Origin of the sequence: Rhodocista pekingensis, assembly GCF_042665545.1 — a bacterium.
GTDB classification, from domain to species: Bacteria; Pseudomonadota; Alphaproteobacteria; order Azospirillales; family Azospirillaceae; genus Rhodocista; species Rhodocista pekingensis.
Window position 1 is genome coordinate 86,667 of the sequence record NZ_JBHTCM010000007.1, and the last position, 14,142, is coordinate 100,808.

Genomic DNA, 14,142 nt, shown 5'->3' on the forward strand with positions numbered 1-14,142 from the left:
TCGGGTCCGGGACCTGTCACGCGGAAGCGGGGGCGGCGGCGCATCCGCGCTGTCAGGCCAGGGGCGCGCACAGCCGGTCGATCACGTCGTCCAGGGTCACGCCGTCGGCACGGGCGGCGAAGTTCAGCGCCATCCTATGCTTCAGCACCGGCTTCGCCAGGGCCAGAACGTCGTCCAGCGAGGGGGCCAGCCGCCCGTCCAGCAGGGCGCGGGCGCGCGCCGCCAGCATCAGCGCCTGGCTGGCGCGCGGGCCGGGACCCCAGGCGACGTTGCGGCGCACCTCCGGCAGGTCGCTCTCCTCCGGCCGGGCGCTCCGCACCAGATCCAGGATGCCGTCGACGACGCTGTCGCCCACCGGCACGCGGCGGACCAGCCGCTGCGCCGCCATCAGGTCCTCCGGCCCCAGCACGGGGCTGGCGGCGGCGGCCTCCGCCCCGGTGGTGGCGATCATCATGCGCCGCTCGGCCTCGCGGTCGGGATAGGCCACGTCCACCTGCATCAGGAAGCGGTCGAGCTGCGCCTCCGGCAGGGGATAGGTCCCCTCCTGCTCCAGCGGGTTCTGCGTCGCCAGCACATGGAAGGGCCGCGGCAGCGGGTGGTAGTGCCCGGCGACGGAGACCCGCCCCTCCTGCATCGCCTGCAACAGCGCCGACTGGGTGCGCGGGGAGGCGCGGTTGATCTCGTCCGCCATCAGGAGCTGGCTGAACACCGGGCCGGGGATGAAGCGGAAGCCGCGGCGGCCGCCCTCGTCCTCCTCCAGCACCTCCGAACCCAGGATGTCCGCCGGCATCAGGTCGGGGGTACACTGGATGCGACGCTCGTCCAGGCCCAGCACGGTGCCCAGCGTCTCCACCAGCCGCGTCTTCGCCAGCCCCGGCACGCCGATCAGCAGCAGGTGGCCGCCGGCCAGCAGCGTCACCAGCGACAGGTCGACCACCGTCTGCTGGCCGTAGATGACCCGGCCGATCATCTCCCGCACGGTGGCGAGGCGCTGGCCCAGCGCGTCCACCTCGCGCACGAGGGCCTGGGCGTCGGCAGTGGAGCGGGACAGGTCGAGGGCACTCACGATGGCTCTCCAGGGTGGCGGCGGGGGTGTCCGAACGAAGACGGGCCCATTATGTTAACTCTGTGGCCGCCCTTCCGGGAAAGGCAGTCATCGCAACTCACGGTCCCGGGCGGGTGCGCCCGGACGGACGGCACGGCAACCGCACGATAACAGAACGGCACGATAACAGATGGTCGGCAGCGCCATGGAGGAAAGCAAGAGACTTGCGGCAGGCGGCGAAAATCTCGCCGACGGCCGCCTGCCCCTGCCCGGACGTCCCCTGCCTGGACGTGACGCCTCCGATCATCCGGGGGCCCTCGGACCGACGGCCGAGGACGAATCCTACGACATCCGCATCGGCATCGACGGCACCTGGTACTACCATGAGAGCCCGATCGGCCGGCTGCCGCTCGTCAAGCTGTTCGCCAGCGTGCTGCGGCGGGACGAGGCCGGCGACTACTGGCTGGTGACGCCGGCCGAGCGCGGCCGCATCCGGGTGGACGACGTGCCCTTCATGGTCGTCGAGGCGGCGTTCGAGGGGACCGGCCCGGACCAGACCGTGCGCTTCCGCACCAGCCTGGACGAGTGGGTGACTGCCGGCCCCGGGCATCCCATCCATGTCCGAACGGACGCTAGGACGGGGGAGCCCCGCCCCTATATCCTGGTCCGGGACAATCTGGAGGCCCGCATCAACCGGCCCGTCTTCTACGAGCTGGTGGAGCGCGGCGAAAGCAGGCGGAGGCCCGACGGACCCGGGTCCGGCGGGACAGAATTCGGACTATGGAGCGACGGGACCTTCTTTCCCCTGGGCAGCCTGACGGACTGATCACCGAGGCAGACATCCGCGCGCGCTTCCTGCGCCGCACCGGCCAGCCCGGCCGGATCATCGGCGTGCGCGGCGACCATGAGGGCAATCCCGGCCTGGGGGTGCCGGCGGAACTGCGCGAGGCGGCCGTGCTGGTGCCCCTGATCGACCGCGACGCCGGGGTGACCGTGCTGCTGACCCAGCGCACGGCCCATCTGGCCGCCCATGCCGGCCAGATCTCCTTCCCCGGCGGCGGGGTGGAACCGGCCGACAACGGGCCGGAGGACACGGCCCTGCGCGAGACGGAGGAGGAGGTCGGGCTGCCGCGCACCAAGGTGGACCTGATCGGCCGGCTGGACACCTATGTGACCCGCACCGGCTTCCGCGTCACGCCCGTCGTCGGCATCATCCGCCCGCCCTTCACCCTGAGCGCCGATCCCTACGAGGTGGCGGACGTGTTCGAGGTGCCGCTGGCCTTCATCCTGGGGCCCGGCGGGCGGGAGCGGCGCAGTGCCGAGTTCCGCGGCGCCCTGCGCCATTTCTGGGTGGTGCCCTACCGGGACCGCTTCATCTGGGGCGCCACCGCGGGCATGCTGGTCAATCTCTGCGAAGTGCTGAGCGGCGAAGGCGCCGATCCCGCAGCGCAGCCGGCCTGACCGGGCGGGCAGGCAGGCAGGGAAGGCAGGTCAGGGCAGGCAAGGGCAAAGGAAAGGAAGCTGCGATGCTGAGGCCGGTGCTCACCGTTCTGCTGCCGCTGCTGCTGCCGACGCTGGTCTTCGTCGCCTACAGCCTGTGGGAGGCGCGGCGGCTGCGGGCCGCGGGCCATGCGCCGGACCCCTGGCACGCCCGCGCGCCCTGGCCCTGGCTGCTGGCCGGGGGCCTCGCCCTTGCCCTGGTGGCGCTGGGCACGCTCTCCACCCGCGGCGCCGGCGGGCCGCACGGCGTCTACGTGCCGGCGCATGTCGGGCCGGACGGCCGCACCGTTCCCGCCCGCACCTATGCTCCCGGCGAGGCCCCGCCGGCCGATGCGCCGGCGCCTGACGCATCCGGCCGCTGAGTCGCCGCGTCCCGTTGCCCGGGCCGGCGGCGCATTCGGCTGGCAATCCGGCCGCCGGGGCGGGTAGAACGGAGACCCGGTCGATCCCGCCCGGCGCCCCGCCGCTTCCGCCCCCCTTTCCGATGAAACCGGTCGGCACCCTAGAACCCGTCGGCCTGATGGCCACCGTCCAGGCCCGTCTCGTCCTCCAGGCGCTGATGCGCACGGGGCAGGAGGCGCGCTTCGTCGGCGGCTGCGTGCGCGACGCCGTGCTGGGGCAGGAGGCGGACGATGTGGACATCGCCACGCCGCTGCCGCCCGACGAGGTGATGCGCCGGCTGAAGCAGGACGGCATCCGGGTGGTGCCGACCGGCATCCGCCACGGCACCGTCACCGCCATCCGCGACGGTCTTGCCTTCGAGATCACCACGCTCCGCCGCGACGTGGAGACCTATGGCCGCCATGCCCGGGTCGAGTTCACCGACGACTGGCTGGAGGATGCGCGCCGGCGCGACTTCACCTTCAACGCGCTCTCGCTGTCCAGCGAGGGCGATCTCTACGACCCGTTCGGCGGGCTGGCGGACCTCTCCGCCGGGCGTGTCCGCTTCGTCGGCGATGCCGAGGCGCGCATCCGCGAGGACGTGCTGCGCATCCTGCGCTACTTCCGTTTCCATGCCCGCTTCGGCAAGGGCGGGGTGGAGGAGGAGGCCATCGCTGCCTGCGCCGCGCAGGCGTGCCTGCTGCCCACCCTCTCGGGCGAGCGGGTGCGGGAGGAGCTGCTGCGCCTGTTCGCCACCGACCGAGCGGTGGAGACCTGGCGGCTGATGCTGGAGCGTGGGATCATCCAGCACCTGCTGCCCCAGGCCACGCGGATCGAGACGCTGGCCGCCCTGGACCGGCTGGAATGGATGGTCGGGGAGGCGGGGCCGCTGGCCCACCTTGCCGCCCTGCTGCCCCGCGGCGGGGAGGAGGGGCGGGCCGCCGCCCTGGCCGTGGCCGACCGGATGCGCCTCTCGAACGCCCAGCGCGACCGGCTGCTGGTCCTCTGCGCCCCGCCGCTGGCGGTGGATGCCGGGCTGGACGTGCGCGCCCGCCGCCGCGCCTTGCAGACGGTGGGGCCGGAGCTGTTCCGCGACCTGCTGCTGCTGGACACGGCCATGCGCGGCATCCCCGCCTTCGAGATCCTGGAGTCGCTGGCCGAGGCCGCGGCCTGGCGCGTCATCCCCTTCCCGCTGAAGGGGCAGGACGCGGTGGACCGCGGCGTGCCGCAGGGACCGGCGGTCGGCCGCCTGCTGGAGGCGGTGGAGGGCTGGTGGGCCGGGCGCGACTACCGGCCCGGGCGGGAGGAGTGTCTGGCCGAACTGGAGCGGCGGCTGGCCGCTCCCCCCGATCCATCCTCCCCCGATCCGTTCTCCCCCGGCCCGTCCCCCTGATTCCGCCCGGCCGGACCGCCCTCAGGACCACTTCACCTCGGGCGGCAGGCTCATCATGATGGCGTCGATGTTGCCGCCGGTCTTCAGCCCGAACAGTGTGCCGCGGTCGTGGATCAGGTTGAACTCGGCATAGCGGCCGCGTCGGTGGAGCTGGTGCTCGCGCTGCGCCTCCGTCCAGGGCAGGTGCATGCGGCGGCGCACGAGGCGCGGATAGACCTCCAGGAACGCCTCGCCCACGGCGCGGGTGAAGGCGAAGTCCGCCTCCCAGTCGCCGGTGTCGTGGCCGTCGTAGAAGATGCCGCCCACGCCGCGCGGTTCGTTCCGGTGCGGCAGGAAGAAGTAGCGGTCGCACCAGTCGGAGAAGCGGGCGTAGAAGTCCGGGCCGTGCGCGTCGCAGGCCGCCTTCAGCGCGGCGTGGAAGTCGGCCTTGTCCTCCGCCGTCTCCGCCGTGTCCAGGAACATGGGCGTCAGGTCGGCACCGCCGCCGAACCAGGCGTAGCTGGTGACCAGATGGCGCGTGTTCATATGGACGGCGGGCACCAGCGGGCTGCGCATGTGCGCCACCAGGCTGATGCCGCTGGCCCAGAAGCCGCCGGACTCCGCCGCGCCGGGGATGGAGCCGCGGAACTCATCGGAGAAGGTGCCGAAGACGGTGGAGACGTTGACCCCCACCTTCTCGAACACCCGGCCCTTCATCACCGACATGACGCCGCCGCCGCCGGACCCGCCGCCCTGGCCGGGGCGGTCCCAGGCGGTGCGCTCGAACCGGCCCGGCGGCAGCCCGGTGTGCGGGCCGTCGGCCAGGTCGTCCTCCAGCGCCTCGAAGGCGGCGCAGATGCGGTCGCGCAGGCCCTGGAACCAGGTTTCCACCCGTGCCTTGCGGTCGGCCAGCACGTCGGCGGGGGGAAGCGGGGTGGGGACGGGGGATGGGCTGGACATGTCTCTGAACGCCTCCGGGTTTTTCCCGATGGTGTAGCGCGCCCGGCGCCGCCGGGCCATAGGGCTATGTCCTTACAAATATTGCGGAATTGGCGGTTCCGGGCTACCTCGTCGGGTTCTTCGCCCGGGGCCCCGTCTGGCGCAGCGCCTCGCCCAGCACCATGGCCGCCGCGATCGCCACGTTCAGGCTGCGCGCGCCGGGGTGCATCGGGATATGGACCGCGGCATGGCAGGCGGCGGCCACCTCCGGCGGCGTGCCGGCACTCTCCCGTCCCAGCAGCAGGGTGTCCTCGGGGTGGAAGGCGAAGCCGGTGTAGGGCACGCCATGATCCGTCTCCACCAGCACGATGCGGCCGGGACGACTGGCCGCGAAGGCCGCCCAGTTGACGTGGCGGGAGACCGCCGCCAGTTCACCGTAGTCCATCAGGCTCCGGCGCAGACGGGTGTCGTCCAGGATGAAGCCGCAGGGTTCCACGATGTCCACGGGAACGCCCAGGCAGGCCCCGGTGCGGATCAGGGTGCCTGCATTCTGTGGTATGTCCGGCTGGAAGAGGGCGAGGCGCATGGCGGGACTCTCTGGCCTGCCGGCCGCGCCGGCGTCAACCCCGCAGTGGAACCGATACAGTCCCCGGGGTCGCACCCCCCGCGACAGAGTGTCCCTGATCGGGCGGGGGAGATGGTTAATCGAGCGGTCGCGCTTTCCATCGGCCATGCCGGGATGTATATCCACAGTCCGCGACCGGGCCTGCTGTCCGGGCGCTACCCCAGGCATGTGTCCGGCCGGCTCTCGCCGTGGTCGCCGGCCGGGCGGGGGTCCTGCGGAAACTCAGCAAGAATGGCCGGGGCGCAGCGGTGCAGCGACCGTACTCCCCCGCTGCCGAGGAGATGAGACGTAATGGCGGATACGACGCAGCCGGCTCCCCCAGGTGCCGCGCATGAGGGCGGGGACCCTTCCCGCCGTGACATCCTCATTCTGAGCACCGTGGCCGTCGGTGCCGTCGGTGCGGTCTCGGCCGTCTGGCCGTTCATCGACAGCCTGAACCCGGCAGCCGACACCCTGGCGCTGGCTTCGACCGAGGTCGATCTGAGCCCGATCGCGGAAGGTCAGGCGATCACCGTGACCTGGCGCGGCAAGCCGGTCTTCGTCCGCCACCGCACGGCGGCAGAGATCGCCTCTGCCCAGAAGACGGACCTCGGCTCGCTGATCGACCCGCAGCCGGACAGCGTCCGCGTGAAGGAAGGCCATGAGCAGTGGCTGATCGCGGTCGGCATCTGCACCCATCTGGGCTGCGTGCCGCTGGGGCAGAAGTCCACCGATCCGCGCGGCGACTACGGCGGGTGGTTCTGCCCCTGCCACGGTTCGCACTACGACACGGCCGCCCGCATCCGCAAGGGCCCCGCGCCGCTGAACCTCGCGATCCCGGAATACGTGTTCCTGGACGACACCCGCATCCGCATCGGCTGAGCCTGAGCCCAGGCCGGACAGGGAGAGCGCAATGGCTCACGCCCAGACTTCTGACTTCAAGAACCCGGTGGTGAACTGGATCGATCAGCGGCTGCCGCTGTTCACGATGATCCAGAAGGAATACGGGGTCTTCCCGACGCCCCGGAACTTCAACTATTTCTGGAATTTCGGCGCCATCGCCATGGTGGTTCTGGTGGTGATGATCGCCACCGGCCTCGTGCTGGCGATGCACTACACGCCGCACACCAGCCTCGCCTTCGACAGCGTCGAGCGCATCATGCGCGACGTGAACTATGGCTGGCTGCTGCGCTACCTGCACGCCAACGGCGCCTCGATGTTCTTCATCGCGGTGTACATCCACATCTTCCGCGGCTTCCTCTACGGCTCCTACAAGCAGCCGCGCGAACTGCTGTGGATCATCGGCGTCGTCATCTTCCTGCTGATGATGGCCACCGCCTTCATGGGCTACGTGCTCCCCTGGGGCCAGATGAGCTTCTGGGGCGCCACCGTCATCACCAACCTGTTCTCAGCCGTGCCGCTGGTCGGCGGTGACATCGTCACCCTGCTCTGGGGCGGCTTCTCGGTCGACAACCCGACGCTGAACCGCTTCTTCGCGCTGCACTTCCTGCTGCCGTTCGTGATCTTCGCGGTGGTGTTCCTGCACGTCGCGGCGCTGCACATCACGGGCTCGAACAACCCGCTGGGCATCGAGCCGAAGGGTCCGCAGGACACGCTGCCGTTCCACCCGTACTACACGAGCAAGGACAGCTTCGGTCTGGCGATCTTCCTGATCATCTTCGCGGCGTTCGTCTTCTTCGCTCCGAACTACCTTGGCCACCCGGACAACTACATCCCGGCCGACCCGCTGGTGACCCCGCCGCACATCGTGCCGGAATGGTACTTCCTGCCCTTCTACGGCATCCTGCGCTCGATCACGTTCTCCATCGGCATCCCGTTCACGGACATCGTGCTGATCCCGGCGAAGCTGGGCGGCGTGATCGCCATGTTCGCGTCGATCCTGATCTGGTTCGCCATGCCCTGGCTCGACAAGTCGCCGGTGCGCAGCTACCGCTTCCGGCCGATCTACAGCCAGTGGATCTGGATGCTCCCGATCAGCTTCTTCATGCTGATGTATGCGGGCGGCAAGCCGGCCGAGGCGCCCTATGTCCAGATCGGCCAGATCGGGACCGTGGCGTACTTCGCGTGGTTCCTGGGCCTGCCGTACATCACCCGGCATGAGAAGCCGCTGCCGCTGCCCTCCAGCATCGCCGAGGCGGTCCTGGGTTCGGATACGGCTGCCGACGGTGCGACCGCCAAGCCGATGGAGAAGGCGTGATGCCGCGTTTCGATCTGAAGACCACCCTGGCCGGCGCCGTCTTCGCCGGGCTCCTCTCCCTGGCGGCGGCGACCTCCCCGGCGGCTGCGGCCGGCAGCACGGTTCCGCCGGAAGAGGAATGGCCGCACGGCGGCGTGAACAGCTTCAGCTTCAAGACCTTCGACCGCGCCGCGTTGCAGCGGGGCTTCCAGGTCTACAAGCAGGTCTGCTCGGCCTGCCACGCCATGCACCTGCTCTCCTACCGTAACCTGGAGGCCCTGGGTTACTCGGAGGAGGAGATCAAGGCGATTGCCGCCGAGTACGAGGTGACGGACGGCCCGAACGACCAGGGCGAGATGTTCACCCGCCCGGCCCTGGCGTCCGACCGCTTCCGCTCGCCGTTCCCGAACGCGAAGGCGGCGGCCGCGGCCAACAACGGCAAGGCCCCGCCCGACCTGTCGCTGATCGTCAAGGCCCGCGAGCATCACGAGGACTACGTCTTCCACCTGCTCACCGGCTTCGTCGATCCGCCGGAGGGCGTGACGGTTCCGGATGGCGCCTATTACAACCAGTACTATCCGGGCCACCTGATCGCCATGCCGCCGATGCTGTTCGACGACGGCGTCACCTATGAGGACGGCACGCCGGCCACGGCCGTGCAGCAGGCCCGCGACGTGACGCAGTTCCTCGCCTGGGCGGCCGAGCCGCACATGGAGGCGCGTCGCTCCATGGGTGTGAAGGTGATCCTGTTCCTGATGGTCTTCGCCGGCCTGCTCTACATGACCAAGCGCCGGATCTGGGAGACCGCCCACTGATCTCCGTGCCGCGGTTCCGCCGGCCGGTTCTCCGGTCGGCGGTCCTCCCGGCAAGGGACCCTGGGAAGGTTTCAGGTGACAAGGCTGAAGGGGCGTCCCCGCGCGGGGGCGCCCCTTTTCCGTTGCGCCGGGCCGATCCCCCGCTCGGCGCCCCCCACTGCGCCCCCCACTGCGCCCCCTTGCCAGGACGCGCGCCGCACCCCATACCCAGCCGGTCGCAAGGGCGGGCGCGCCCGCACCGCCGGAGGGGGGATCATGGCCGGACATTATGCGGAGATCGTGCGCACCCTGCGCTTCTGGTTCGAGGAAGCGGGGCGGGAGGCGTGGTTCAAGGGCGGGCCGGGGTTCGATGCGCTCTGTCGCGAGCGGCTGGCGGACTTGCACGGGCAGGCGGCGGCCGGCGCGCACGACGCCTGGGCCGGCACGCCGGAGGGCAGCCTCGCGCTCTGCATCCTGCTGGACCAGGTGCCGCGCAACATCTTCCGCGGCACCGCCCGCGCCTTCGCCACCGATGCCCGGGCGCTGGAGGTGGCCCGCGCCGCGCTGGAGCGGGGCTTCGACCAGGGCATGCGGGAGGAACAGCGGGTCTTCCTCTACCTGCCCTTCGAGCATTCCGAGTCGCTGGAGGACCAGCGCACGGCCGTCCGCCTGTTCGCCGGGCGCACCGTGGACCCGCTCTGGCTGGACTATGCCTGCCGGCATCTGGCGGTGATCCACCGCTACGGCCGCTTCCCGCACCGCAACGCCGCCCTGGGGCGGGAGACGACGGCAGCGGAGGCGGCCTGGCTCGCCATGCCGGACAGCGGCTTCTGAGCGGTCAGGTCACCCCGACCATCCCCCGGCCCATCCCCCGGCCGGACGCCCCGCCCGCGGGGGCGGTCGGGGGAGCGCCGGGGGCCGGGGATCAGACGTTGAAGCGGAAGTGGAAGATGTCGCCGTCCTGGACGACGTATTCCTTGCCTTCCATCCGCATCTTGCCGGCTTCCTTGGCCGGACCTTCGCCGCCGAGCGTGACGTAGGTCTCGAAGTCGATCGTCTCGGCCTTGATGAAGCCGCGCTCGAAATCGGTGTGGATGACGCCGGCGGCCTCCGGCGCCTTGGCGCCGCGGCGGACGGTCCAGGCGCGGGCCTCCTTCGGGCCGACGGTGAAGAAGGTCAGCAGGTTCAGCAGCCCGTAGCCGGCCCGGATCAGCCGGTTCAGGCCCGGTTCCTCCAGCCCCATGCTGGCCAGATACTCGGCCTTGTCCTCGGGCGGGAGCTGCGAGACCTCCGCCTCGATGGCGGCGGAGATGACGACGCTGGCAGCGCCCTGCGCCTTCGCCATCGCCTCGACCCGCGCGGAGAAGACGTTGCCGGCGGCGGCGCTGGCCTCCTCCACGTTGCAGACATAGAGCACCGGCTTGCCGGTCAGGAGCTGCATCTGGCGGAAGCCGGACACCTCCTCGGCCGACAGCTCGACCGTGCGGGCCGGCTTGCCGTCGCGCAGCACCGCCAGCGCCCGCTCCATCAGGTCGGCCGTGGCCTTGGCCTCCTTGTCGCCGCCCTTGGCCTTCTTCTGGAGCGGCGGCAGGCGCTTCTCCAGGCTGTCCAGGTCGGCCAGCATCAGCTCCGTCTCCACCGTCTCCGCATCGCGGACGGGATCGACCGAGCCTTCGACATGGGTGATGTCGCCATCCTCGAAGCAGCGCAGGACGTGGACGATGGCGTCCACCTCCCGGATGTTCGCCAGGAACTGGTTGCCCAGCCCTTCGCCCCGGCTGGCGCCGCGGACCAGACCGGCGATGTCCACGAACTCAAGCTGCGTCGGGACCGTCTTCGCCGATTTCGCGATGACGGCCAGCCGGTCCAGCCGCGGGTCGGGCACGCCGACGCGGCCGACATTCGGCTCGATGGTGCAGAAGGGATAGTTCGCCGCCTCGGCCGCCGCCGTGCTGGTCAGCGCATTGAACAGGGTGGACTTGCCCACATTGGGCAGCCCGACGATGCCGCAGTTGAAACCCATGGGTGGTGCGCCGGTCTGGTTGGAAGGCCGCGCAGGTTATGGGGGATCGCGGCCCGGAATGCAAACGCGCAGGGCGGAACGGGGACCCGCGTCGCCGCCCGGTCCGCCCCGAGTCGCGGTGTGCGGGGCGGCCTGGTCCTGCCGCCGGGCGCTCACTCGGCGGCGACGGCCAGGGCGTCCGGGGCCGGTGCGATCCGCTCGGCGATCATCTCGCGCATGGTGGAGAAGCACTTGCCGCACTGCGGCGTCTTGCCGGTGGCCTTGAAGACCCCCCCGATGGAGGCCGCGCCGTCATCCACGCAGCGCTTCACGGTCCGGCAGTTGATGGCATTGCAGACGCAGACATACATGATCCCGCCCGGCTCCCGACTGGTTGCATGCGGAAGGTAATGCAAATCAATCGCAGCCGCAACGCACTTTCGGGCAGCGTCCGGGGACATTCCCCCGCCTGTCGTCGCTGCGGCCCTCCCGCTGCGTACAGGATGCCCCGGCCCGGCCGTCCCCTTCGTTGACGGGGCGCAAGCAGCCGGCGCCGGGGCGGTGACATTCCGGGGACTGCCGCCCGGGGACCGGCTGCCGGCCTTGCGGCATGCGGGGCCGGAAAACGGGGACCGGGAAACGGGGGCGTAAAACGCGGACCGGCGCCGGACGGACCGGCGCCGGGGGGGCGAAGGGCGGGAAGGGAGGAGCGCAGGGCGGCGGGCGGTCAGTCCCCGCTGGTCGGGTCGCCGCTGCCCATCTGTTCCTGGAGGTAGTTCTGGATGCCCAGCCGGGCGATCAGGCCGAGCTGGGTCTCCAGATAGTCGATATGCTCCTCGGTATCCTCCAGGATGCGCCGGAAGATCTCCTTGCTCTGGTAGTCGCGCACGGCCTCGCAGTAGTGCAGCGCCTCCAGCAGGTCGGTGCGGTTCTTGGTCTCCGCCTCCAGGTCGAAGGTCATCATCTCGGGGACTTCCTCCCCGATCTTCAGCTTGTGCAGATCCTGAAGGTTCGGCAGCCCCTCCAGGAACAGGATGCGTTCCATCAGCATGTCGGCATGCTTCATCTCGCCGATGGATTCCTCATAGACCTTCTTCGCCAGCCGCATCAGGCCCCAGTTCTTCAGCATGCGCGCATGCAGGAAGTACTGGTTGATGCTGGTCAGTTCGTTGGTGAGGATCGTGTTCAGGTGCCGGAGGACCTGCGGATCGCCCTGCATATGATGGTTCCCGTCGTCTGGTGGGCAGTCTGGGGGTGAGCAGTCTGGTGGTAGGCCGTCTGGTGGTGGCCAGTCTGGAACGAGTTTAAACAACCAGCCCGGCCTTGCCCACCCCAAACACGGGGGGATTCCGCCTGCCCCTACCGACCCCCGGGGTGCCCGCTGCCCGGCTCCCAGCCCGGCGGGGCCAGCTCGAAGGCGGCGAACTCGAAGGCCGGGGCGACGGTGCAGCCGACCAGGGTCCAGGCACCCAGGCTGCGCGCCGTCTGCCAGTGGCCCGCCGGCACCACCACCTGCGGCCGCTGGCCCCGATGCAGGGCCGGGCCCAGTTCATGGGTGCGGACCGTAGTCCCGTCGGGGCTCAGGCCCAGGGAGAGGGGGGACCCGGCGTGCCAGTGCCAGACCTCGTCCGCGTCCAGCACCCGGTGCCAGGCCGACACCTCCCCCGCCTGGAGCAGGAAGTAGATGGCGGTGGAGGCGCCGCGGCCGCCGTCCGCCGGCGCGTGCCGGTAGGTCTCGACATAGTGGCCGCCCTCCGGGTGCGGCCGCATCCCCAGCAGTTCGATGATCTGCGCCGGGGTCAGGTCCTGCCAGGGCATCGGGCTCACTCGCTCGGCGGGGCGGTGCGGCGGAAGCTCTCCCGCTCGGACGCGGCGGCGAACCAGCGCGACAGGGCCGAGCGGCCGGCCCGCCAACCCTCGTGCGCGAAGCGGAAATCGAGGTAGCCGAGCGCGGCCAGGATGGCGAGGCCGCCGATGGTCGGCCGGTCCGGCGGCGGCAGGTCGCCCGCCTCCTCCTCCAGCCGGTCCAGCGAGCGGGCCATGGCGCGGCGCTGCCGCTCCGTCCAGTCGGCGGAACGCTGGCTCTCCGGCCGCAGCGTCTCCAGCCGGCGCAGCACGGCGGCATCGCAGATGCCGTCCGCGATGGCCTGCTGGCGCAGCGCCACCCAGCGGGCGCGGCCCGGCGGCGGGAACAGCGACGGGCCGGTATGCAGGCTGTCCAGGTACTCGCAGATGACCGGGCTGTCGAACAGCACCAGCCCGTCCTCCGTCACCAGGGTGGGGATCTTGGACAGCGGATTGTCGCGCACGATGGGGCTGTCCGGCACCCAGACATCCACCGGGTCGATCTCGATGCGGCCGGCGAGGCCGGTCTCGTGCGCGGCCATCATCACCTTGCGCACGAAGGGGGAGGTCTGGCTGTAGTGCAGCTTCATCTTGGCAGGCTCGGCAGGGGTTGACCGGCGGGTGCCGCCGGATCGGGAAAGCGGTCGGACGAAGGGGTCAGTGGAAGCCGTCCTTGCGTCGGCGGATCTCGGCGAAGACCGTCACCGGGTCGGCGCCGGCCAGCCCGACCGCCGCCGCCACGGCGGGGTCGTCGGCCCGCAGGAAGGGGTTGGTCGCCCGCTCCAGCCCGATGCTGCTGGGCAGCGTCGGCTGGCCCTGGGCGCGCAGCCGCTCCACCTCCGCCACGCGGGCGCGCAGGGCGTCGTTGCCGGGGTCCACCGTGACGGCGAAGCGGGCGTTCGACAGGGTGTATTCGTGGCCGCAGTAGACGGCTGTCTCCTCCGGCAGGCGGCGCAGCTTCAGCAGCGACTGCCACATCTGCGCCGGCGTGCCCTCGAACAGCCGGCCGCAGCCCAGCGCGAACAGGCTGTCGCCGCTGAACAGCGCGCCGGCATCGCTGAACCAGAAGGCGATGTGCCCGCGGGTGTGGCCGGGCACGTCGATCACCTCCACCGGGCGGGCGCCCAGCAGGAAGCGGTCGCCGTCGCCATAGGCCTCGTCGATTTCCGGGATGCGGGCGCGGTCGGCTGCCGGGCCGATCACCGGCGCCCGGAAGAGCCGCTTCAGCTCGCCGTTGCCGGCCGTGTGGTCGGCGTGGTGGTGCGTGTTCAGGATGTGCGTCAGCCGCCAGCCCAGGCGGTTCAGCTCGGCCTCCACCGGGAACGGGTCGGCCGGGTCCACCACCGCGACAGCGCCCGTCTCCGGGTCGCGCAGCAGGTAGACATAATTGTCGGCCAGGGCCGGGATCAGACGGATGTCGAGCGGGGCCATGGCGGAATCCTATACGAAGGGCGCGGCCGGGC

General features: G+C 70.9%; 17 protein-coding genes. 8 read left to right on the forward strand and 9 right to left on the reverse strand.

Annotated features, from left to right (window positions below):
• Positions 1 to 52: 52 nt before the first annotated feature.
• Positions 53 to 1,066: an AAA family ATPase gene (locus ACFQPS_RS06515; RefSeq protein WP_377357486.1), complete on the reverse strand. Its 1,014-nt coding sequence runs from the start codon at positions 1,064 to 1,066 to the stop codon at positions 53 to 55.
• A gap of 169 nt (positions 1,067 to 1,235) precedes the next feature.
• On the opposite strand from ACFQPS_RS06515, the gene ACFQPS_RS06520 reads away from it, so the two are divergent.
• From ACFQPS_RS06520 to ACFQPS_RS06535, 4 genes are all read left to right on the forward strand, one after another.
• On the forward strand, positions 1,236 to 1,871 hold the full coding sequence (locus tag ACFQPS_RS06520) for a DUF1285 domain-containing protein (RefSeq protein ID WP_377357487.1): 636 nt from the start codon (positions 1,236 to 1,238) through the stop codon (positions 1,869 to 1,871).
• Complete coding sequence (locus ACFQPS_RS06525; protein ID WP_377357489.1) at positions 1,826 to 2,506, forward strand: CoA pyrophosphatase; 681 nt, start codon at positions 1,826 to 1,828, stop codon at positions 2,504 to 2,506. Before ACFQPS_RS06520 ends, ACFQPS_RS06525 begins: the two co-directional genes overlap by 46 nt.
• 65 nt (positions 2,507 to 2,571) lie before the next feature.
• Positions 2,572 to 2,907: a DUF6111 family protein gene (locus ACFQPS_RS06530; RefSeq protein WP_377357491.1), complete on the forward strand. Its 336-nt coding sequence runs from the start codon at positions 2,572 to 2,574 to the stop codon at positions 2,905 to 2,907.
• Between the two features lie 158 nt (positions 2,908 to 3,065).
• Positions 3,066 to 4,319: a CCA tRNA nucleotidyltransferase gene (locus ACFQPS_RS06535; protein WP_377357492.1), complete on the forward strand. Its 1,254-nt coding sequence runs from the start codon at positions 3,066 to 3,068 to the stop codon at positions 4,317 to 4,319.
• A gap of 21 nt (positions 4,320 to 4,340) precedes the next feature.
• Here ACFQPS_RS06535 and hemF read toward each other — a convergent pair whose 3' ends face one another.
• Entirely contained in the window at positions 4,341 to 5,258 is a 918-nt protein-coding gene (gene hemF, locus ACFQPS_RS06540; protein WP_377357494.1) for an oxygen-dependent coproporphyrinogen oxidase, read from the reverse strand.
• A 103-nt stretch (positions 5,259 to 5,361) separates the two neighbouring features.
• Positions 5,362 to 5,823, reverse strand: coding sequence for a tRNA (cytidine(34)-2'-O)-methyltransferase (locus tag ACFQPS_RS06545; RefSeq protein ID WP_377357496.1), 462 nt, complete (start codon positions 5,821 to 5,823; stop codon positions 5,362 to 5,364).
• A gap of 330 nt (positions 5,824 to 6,153) precedes the next feature.
• On the opposite strand from ACFQPS_RS06545, the gene petA reads away from it, so the two are divergent.
• The 4 genes from petA (at position 6,154) to ACFQPS_RS06565 (ending at position 9,666) form a co-directional block, all read left to right on the forward strand.
• Positions 6,154 to 6,723 carry a ubiquinol-cytochrome c reductase iron-sulfur subunit gene (gene petA, locus ACFQPS_RS06550; RefSeq protein WP_377357498.1) on the forward strand — a complete coding sequence of 190 codons (570 nt, stop codon included), beginning with the start codon at positions 6,154 to 6,156 and terminating at the stop codon, positions 6,721 to 6,723.
• Positions 6,724 to 6,754: 31 nt separating this feature from the next.
• Positions 6,755 to 8,059, forward strand: coding sequence for a cytochrome b (locus tag ACFQPS_RS06555; protein ID WP_377357500.1), 1,305 nt, complete (start codon positions 6,755 to 6,757; stop codon positions 8,057 to 8,059).
• Positions 8,059 to 8,853, forward strand: coding sequence for a cytochrome c1 (locus ACFQPS_RS06560; RefSeq protein WP_377357502.1), 795 nt, complete (start codon positions 8,059 to 8,061; stop codon positions 8,851 to 8,853). The genes ACFQPS_RS06555 and ACFQPS_RS06560 overlap by 1 nt, the downstream gene beginning before the upstream one ends.
• A gap of 255 nt (positions 8,854 to 9,108) precedes the next feature.
• Positions 9,109 to 9,666, forward strand: a complete 558-nt coding sequence (locus tag ACFQPS_RS06565; RefSeq protein WP_377357504.1) for a DUF924 family protein — start codon at positions 9,109 to 9,111, stop codon at positions 9,664 to 9,666.
• 91 nt (positions 9,667 to 9,757) lie between these two features.
• Here the strand turns inward: ACFQPS_RS06565 and ychF are convergent, their stop codons facing one another.
• The 6 genes from ychF to gloB form a co-directional block, all read right to left on the reverse strand.
• Positions 9,758 to 10,855 (reverse strand): redox-regulated ATPase YchF, encoded by a 1,098-nt coding sequence (gene ychF, locus ACFQPS_RS06570; RefSeq protein ID WP_377357506.1) that lies wholly within the window; start codon positions 10,853 to 10,855, stop codon positions 9,758 to 9,760.
• 152 nt (positions 10,856 to 11,007) lie between these two features.
• A complete protein-coding gene (locus ACFQPS_RS06575) occupies positions 11,008 to 11,205 on the reverse strand; it encodes a (2Fe-2S)-binding protein (protein WP_377357508.1) in 198 nt (65 codons plus the stop codon).
• A gap of 356 nt (positions 11,206 to 11,561) precedes the next feature.
• Positions 11,562 to 12,053 (reverse strand): bacterioferritin, encoded by a 492-nt coding sequence (bfr, locus tag ACFQPS_RS06580; protein WP_377357509.1) that lies wholly within the window; start codon positions 12,051 to 12,053, stop codon positions 11,562 to 11,564.
• A 140-nt stretch (positions 12,054 to 12,193) separates the two neighbouring features.
• Positions 12,194 to 12,652, reverse strand: a complete 459-nt coding sequence (locus tag ACFQPS_RS06585) for a cupin domain-containing protein (protein ID WP_377357511.1) — start codon at positions 12,650 to 12,652, stop codon at positions 12,194 to 12,196.
• A gap of 5 nt (positions 12,653 to 12,657) precedes the next feature.
• Positions 12,658 to 13,269, reverse strand: coding sequence for a glutathione S-transferase N-terminal domain-containing protein (locus ACFQPS_RS06590; protein ID WP_377357512.1), 612 nt, complete (start codon positions 13,267 to 13,269; stop codon positions 12,658 to 12,660).
• Positions 13,270 to 13,336: 67 nt separating this feature from the next.
• Complete coding sequence (gene gloB / locus ACFQPS_RS06595) at positions 13,337 to 14,110, reverse strand: hydroxyacylglutathione hydrolase (RefSeq protein ID WP_377357513.1); 774 nt, start codon at positions 14,108 to 14,110, stop codon at positions 13,337 to 13,339.
• Positions 14,111 to 14,142 lie beyond the last annotated feature (32 nt).

Coding starts and splice junctions, on each gene's coding strand:
- hemF (WP_377357494.1), bottom strand. CDS start 5,258: ATGTCCAGCCCATCCCCCGTCCCCACCCCGCTTCCCCCCGCCGACGTG.
- ACFQPS_RS06560 (WP_377357502.1), top strand. CDS start 8,059: ATGCCGCGTTTCGATCTGAAGACCACCCTGGCCGGCGCCGTCTTCGCC.
- ACFQPS_RS06565 (WP_377357504.1), top strand. CDS start 9,109: ATGGCCGGACATTATGCGGAGATCGTGCGCACCCTGCGCTTCTGGTTC.
- petA (WP_377357498.1), top strand. CDS start 6,154: ATGGCGGATACGACGCAGCCGGCTCCCCCAGGTGCCGCGCATGAGGGC.
- ACFQPS_RS06535 (WP_377357492.1), top strand. CDS start 3,066: ATGGCCACCGTCCAGGCCCGTCTCGTCCTCCAGGCGCTGATGCGCACG.
- ACFQPS_RS06575 (WP_377357508.1), bottom strand. CDS start 11,205: ATGTATGTCTGCGTCTGCAATGCCATCAACTGCCGGACCGTGAAGCGC.
- ACFQPS_RS06525 (WP_377357489.1), top strand. CDS start 1,826: ATGGAGCGACGGGACCTTCTTTCCCCTGGGCAGCCTGACGGACTGATC.
- ychF (WP_377357506.1), bottom strand. CDS start 10,855: ATGGGTTTCAACTGCGGCATCGTCGGGCTGCCCAATGTGGGCAAGTCC.
- ACFQPS_RS06590 (WP_377357512.1), bottom strand. CDS start 13,269: ATGAAGCTGCACTACAGCCAGACCTCCCCCTTCGTGCGCAAGGTGATG.
- ACFQPS_RS06585 (WP_377357511.1), bottom strand. CDS start 12,652: ATGCCCTGGCAGGACCTGACCCCGGCGCAGATCATCGAACTGCTGGGG.
- gloB (WP_377357513.1), bottom strand. CDS start 14,110: ATGGCCCCGCTCGACATCCGTCTGATCCCGGCCCTGGCCGACAATTAT.
- ACFQPS_RS06530 (WP_377357491.1), top strand. CDS start 2,572: ATGCTGAGGCCGGTGCTCACCGTTCTGCTGCCGCTGCTGCTGCCGACG.
- ACFQPS_RS06520 (WP_377357487.1), top strand. CDS start 1,236: ATGGTCGGCAGCGCCATGGAGGAAAGCAAGAGACTTGCGGCAGGCGGC.
- ACFQPS_RS06555 (WP_377357500.1), top strand. CDS start 6,755: ATGGCTCACGCCCAGACTTCTGACTTCAAGAACCCGGTGGTGAACTGG.
- bfr (WP_377357509.1), bottom strand. CDS start 12,053: ATGCAGGGCGATCCGCAGGTCCTCCGGCACCTGAACACGATCCTCACC.
- ACFQPS_RS06545 (WP_377357496.1), bottom strand. CDS start 5,823: ATGCGCCTCGCCCTCTTCCAGCCGGACATACCACAGAATGCAGGCACC.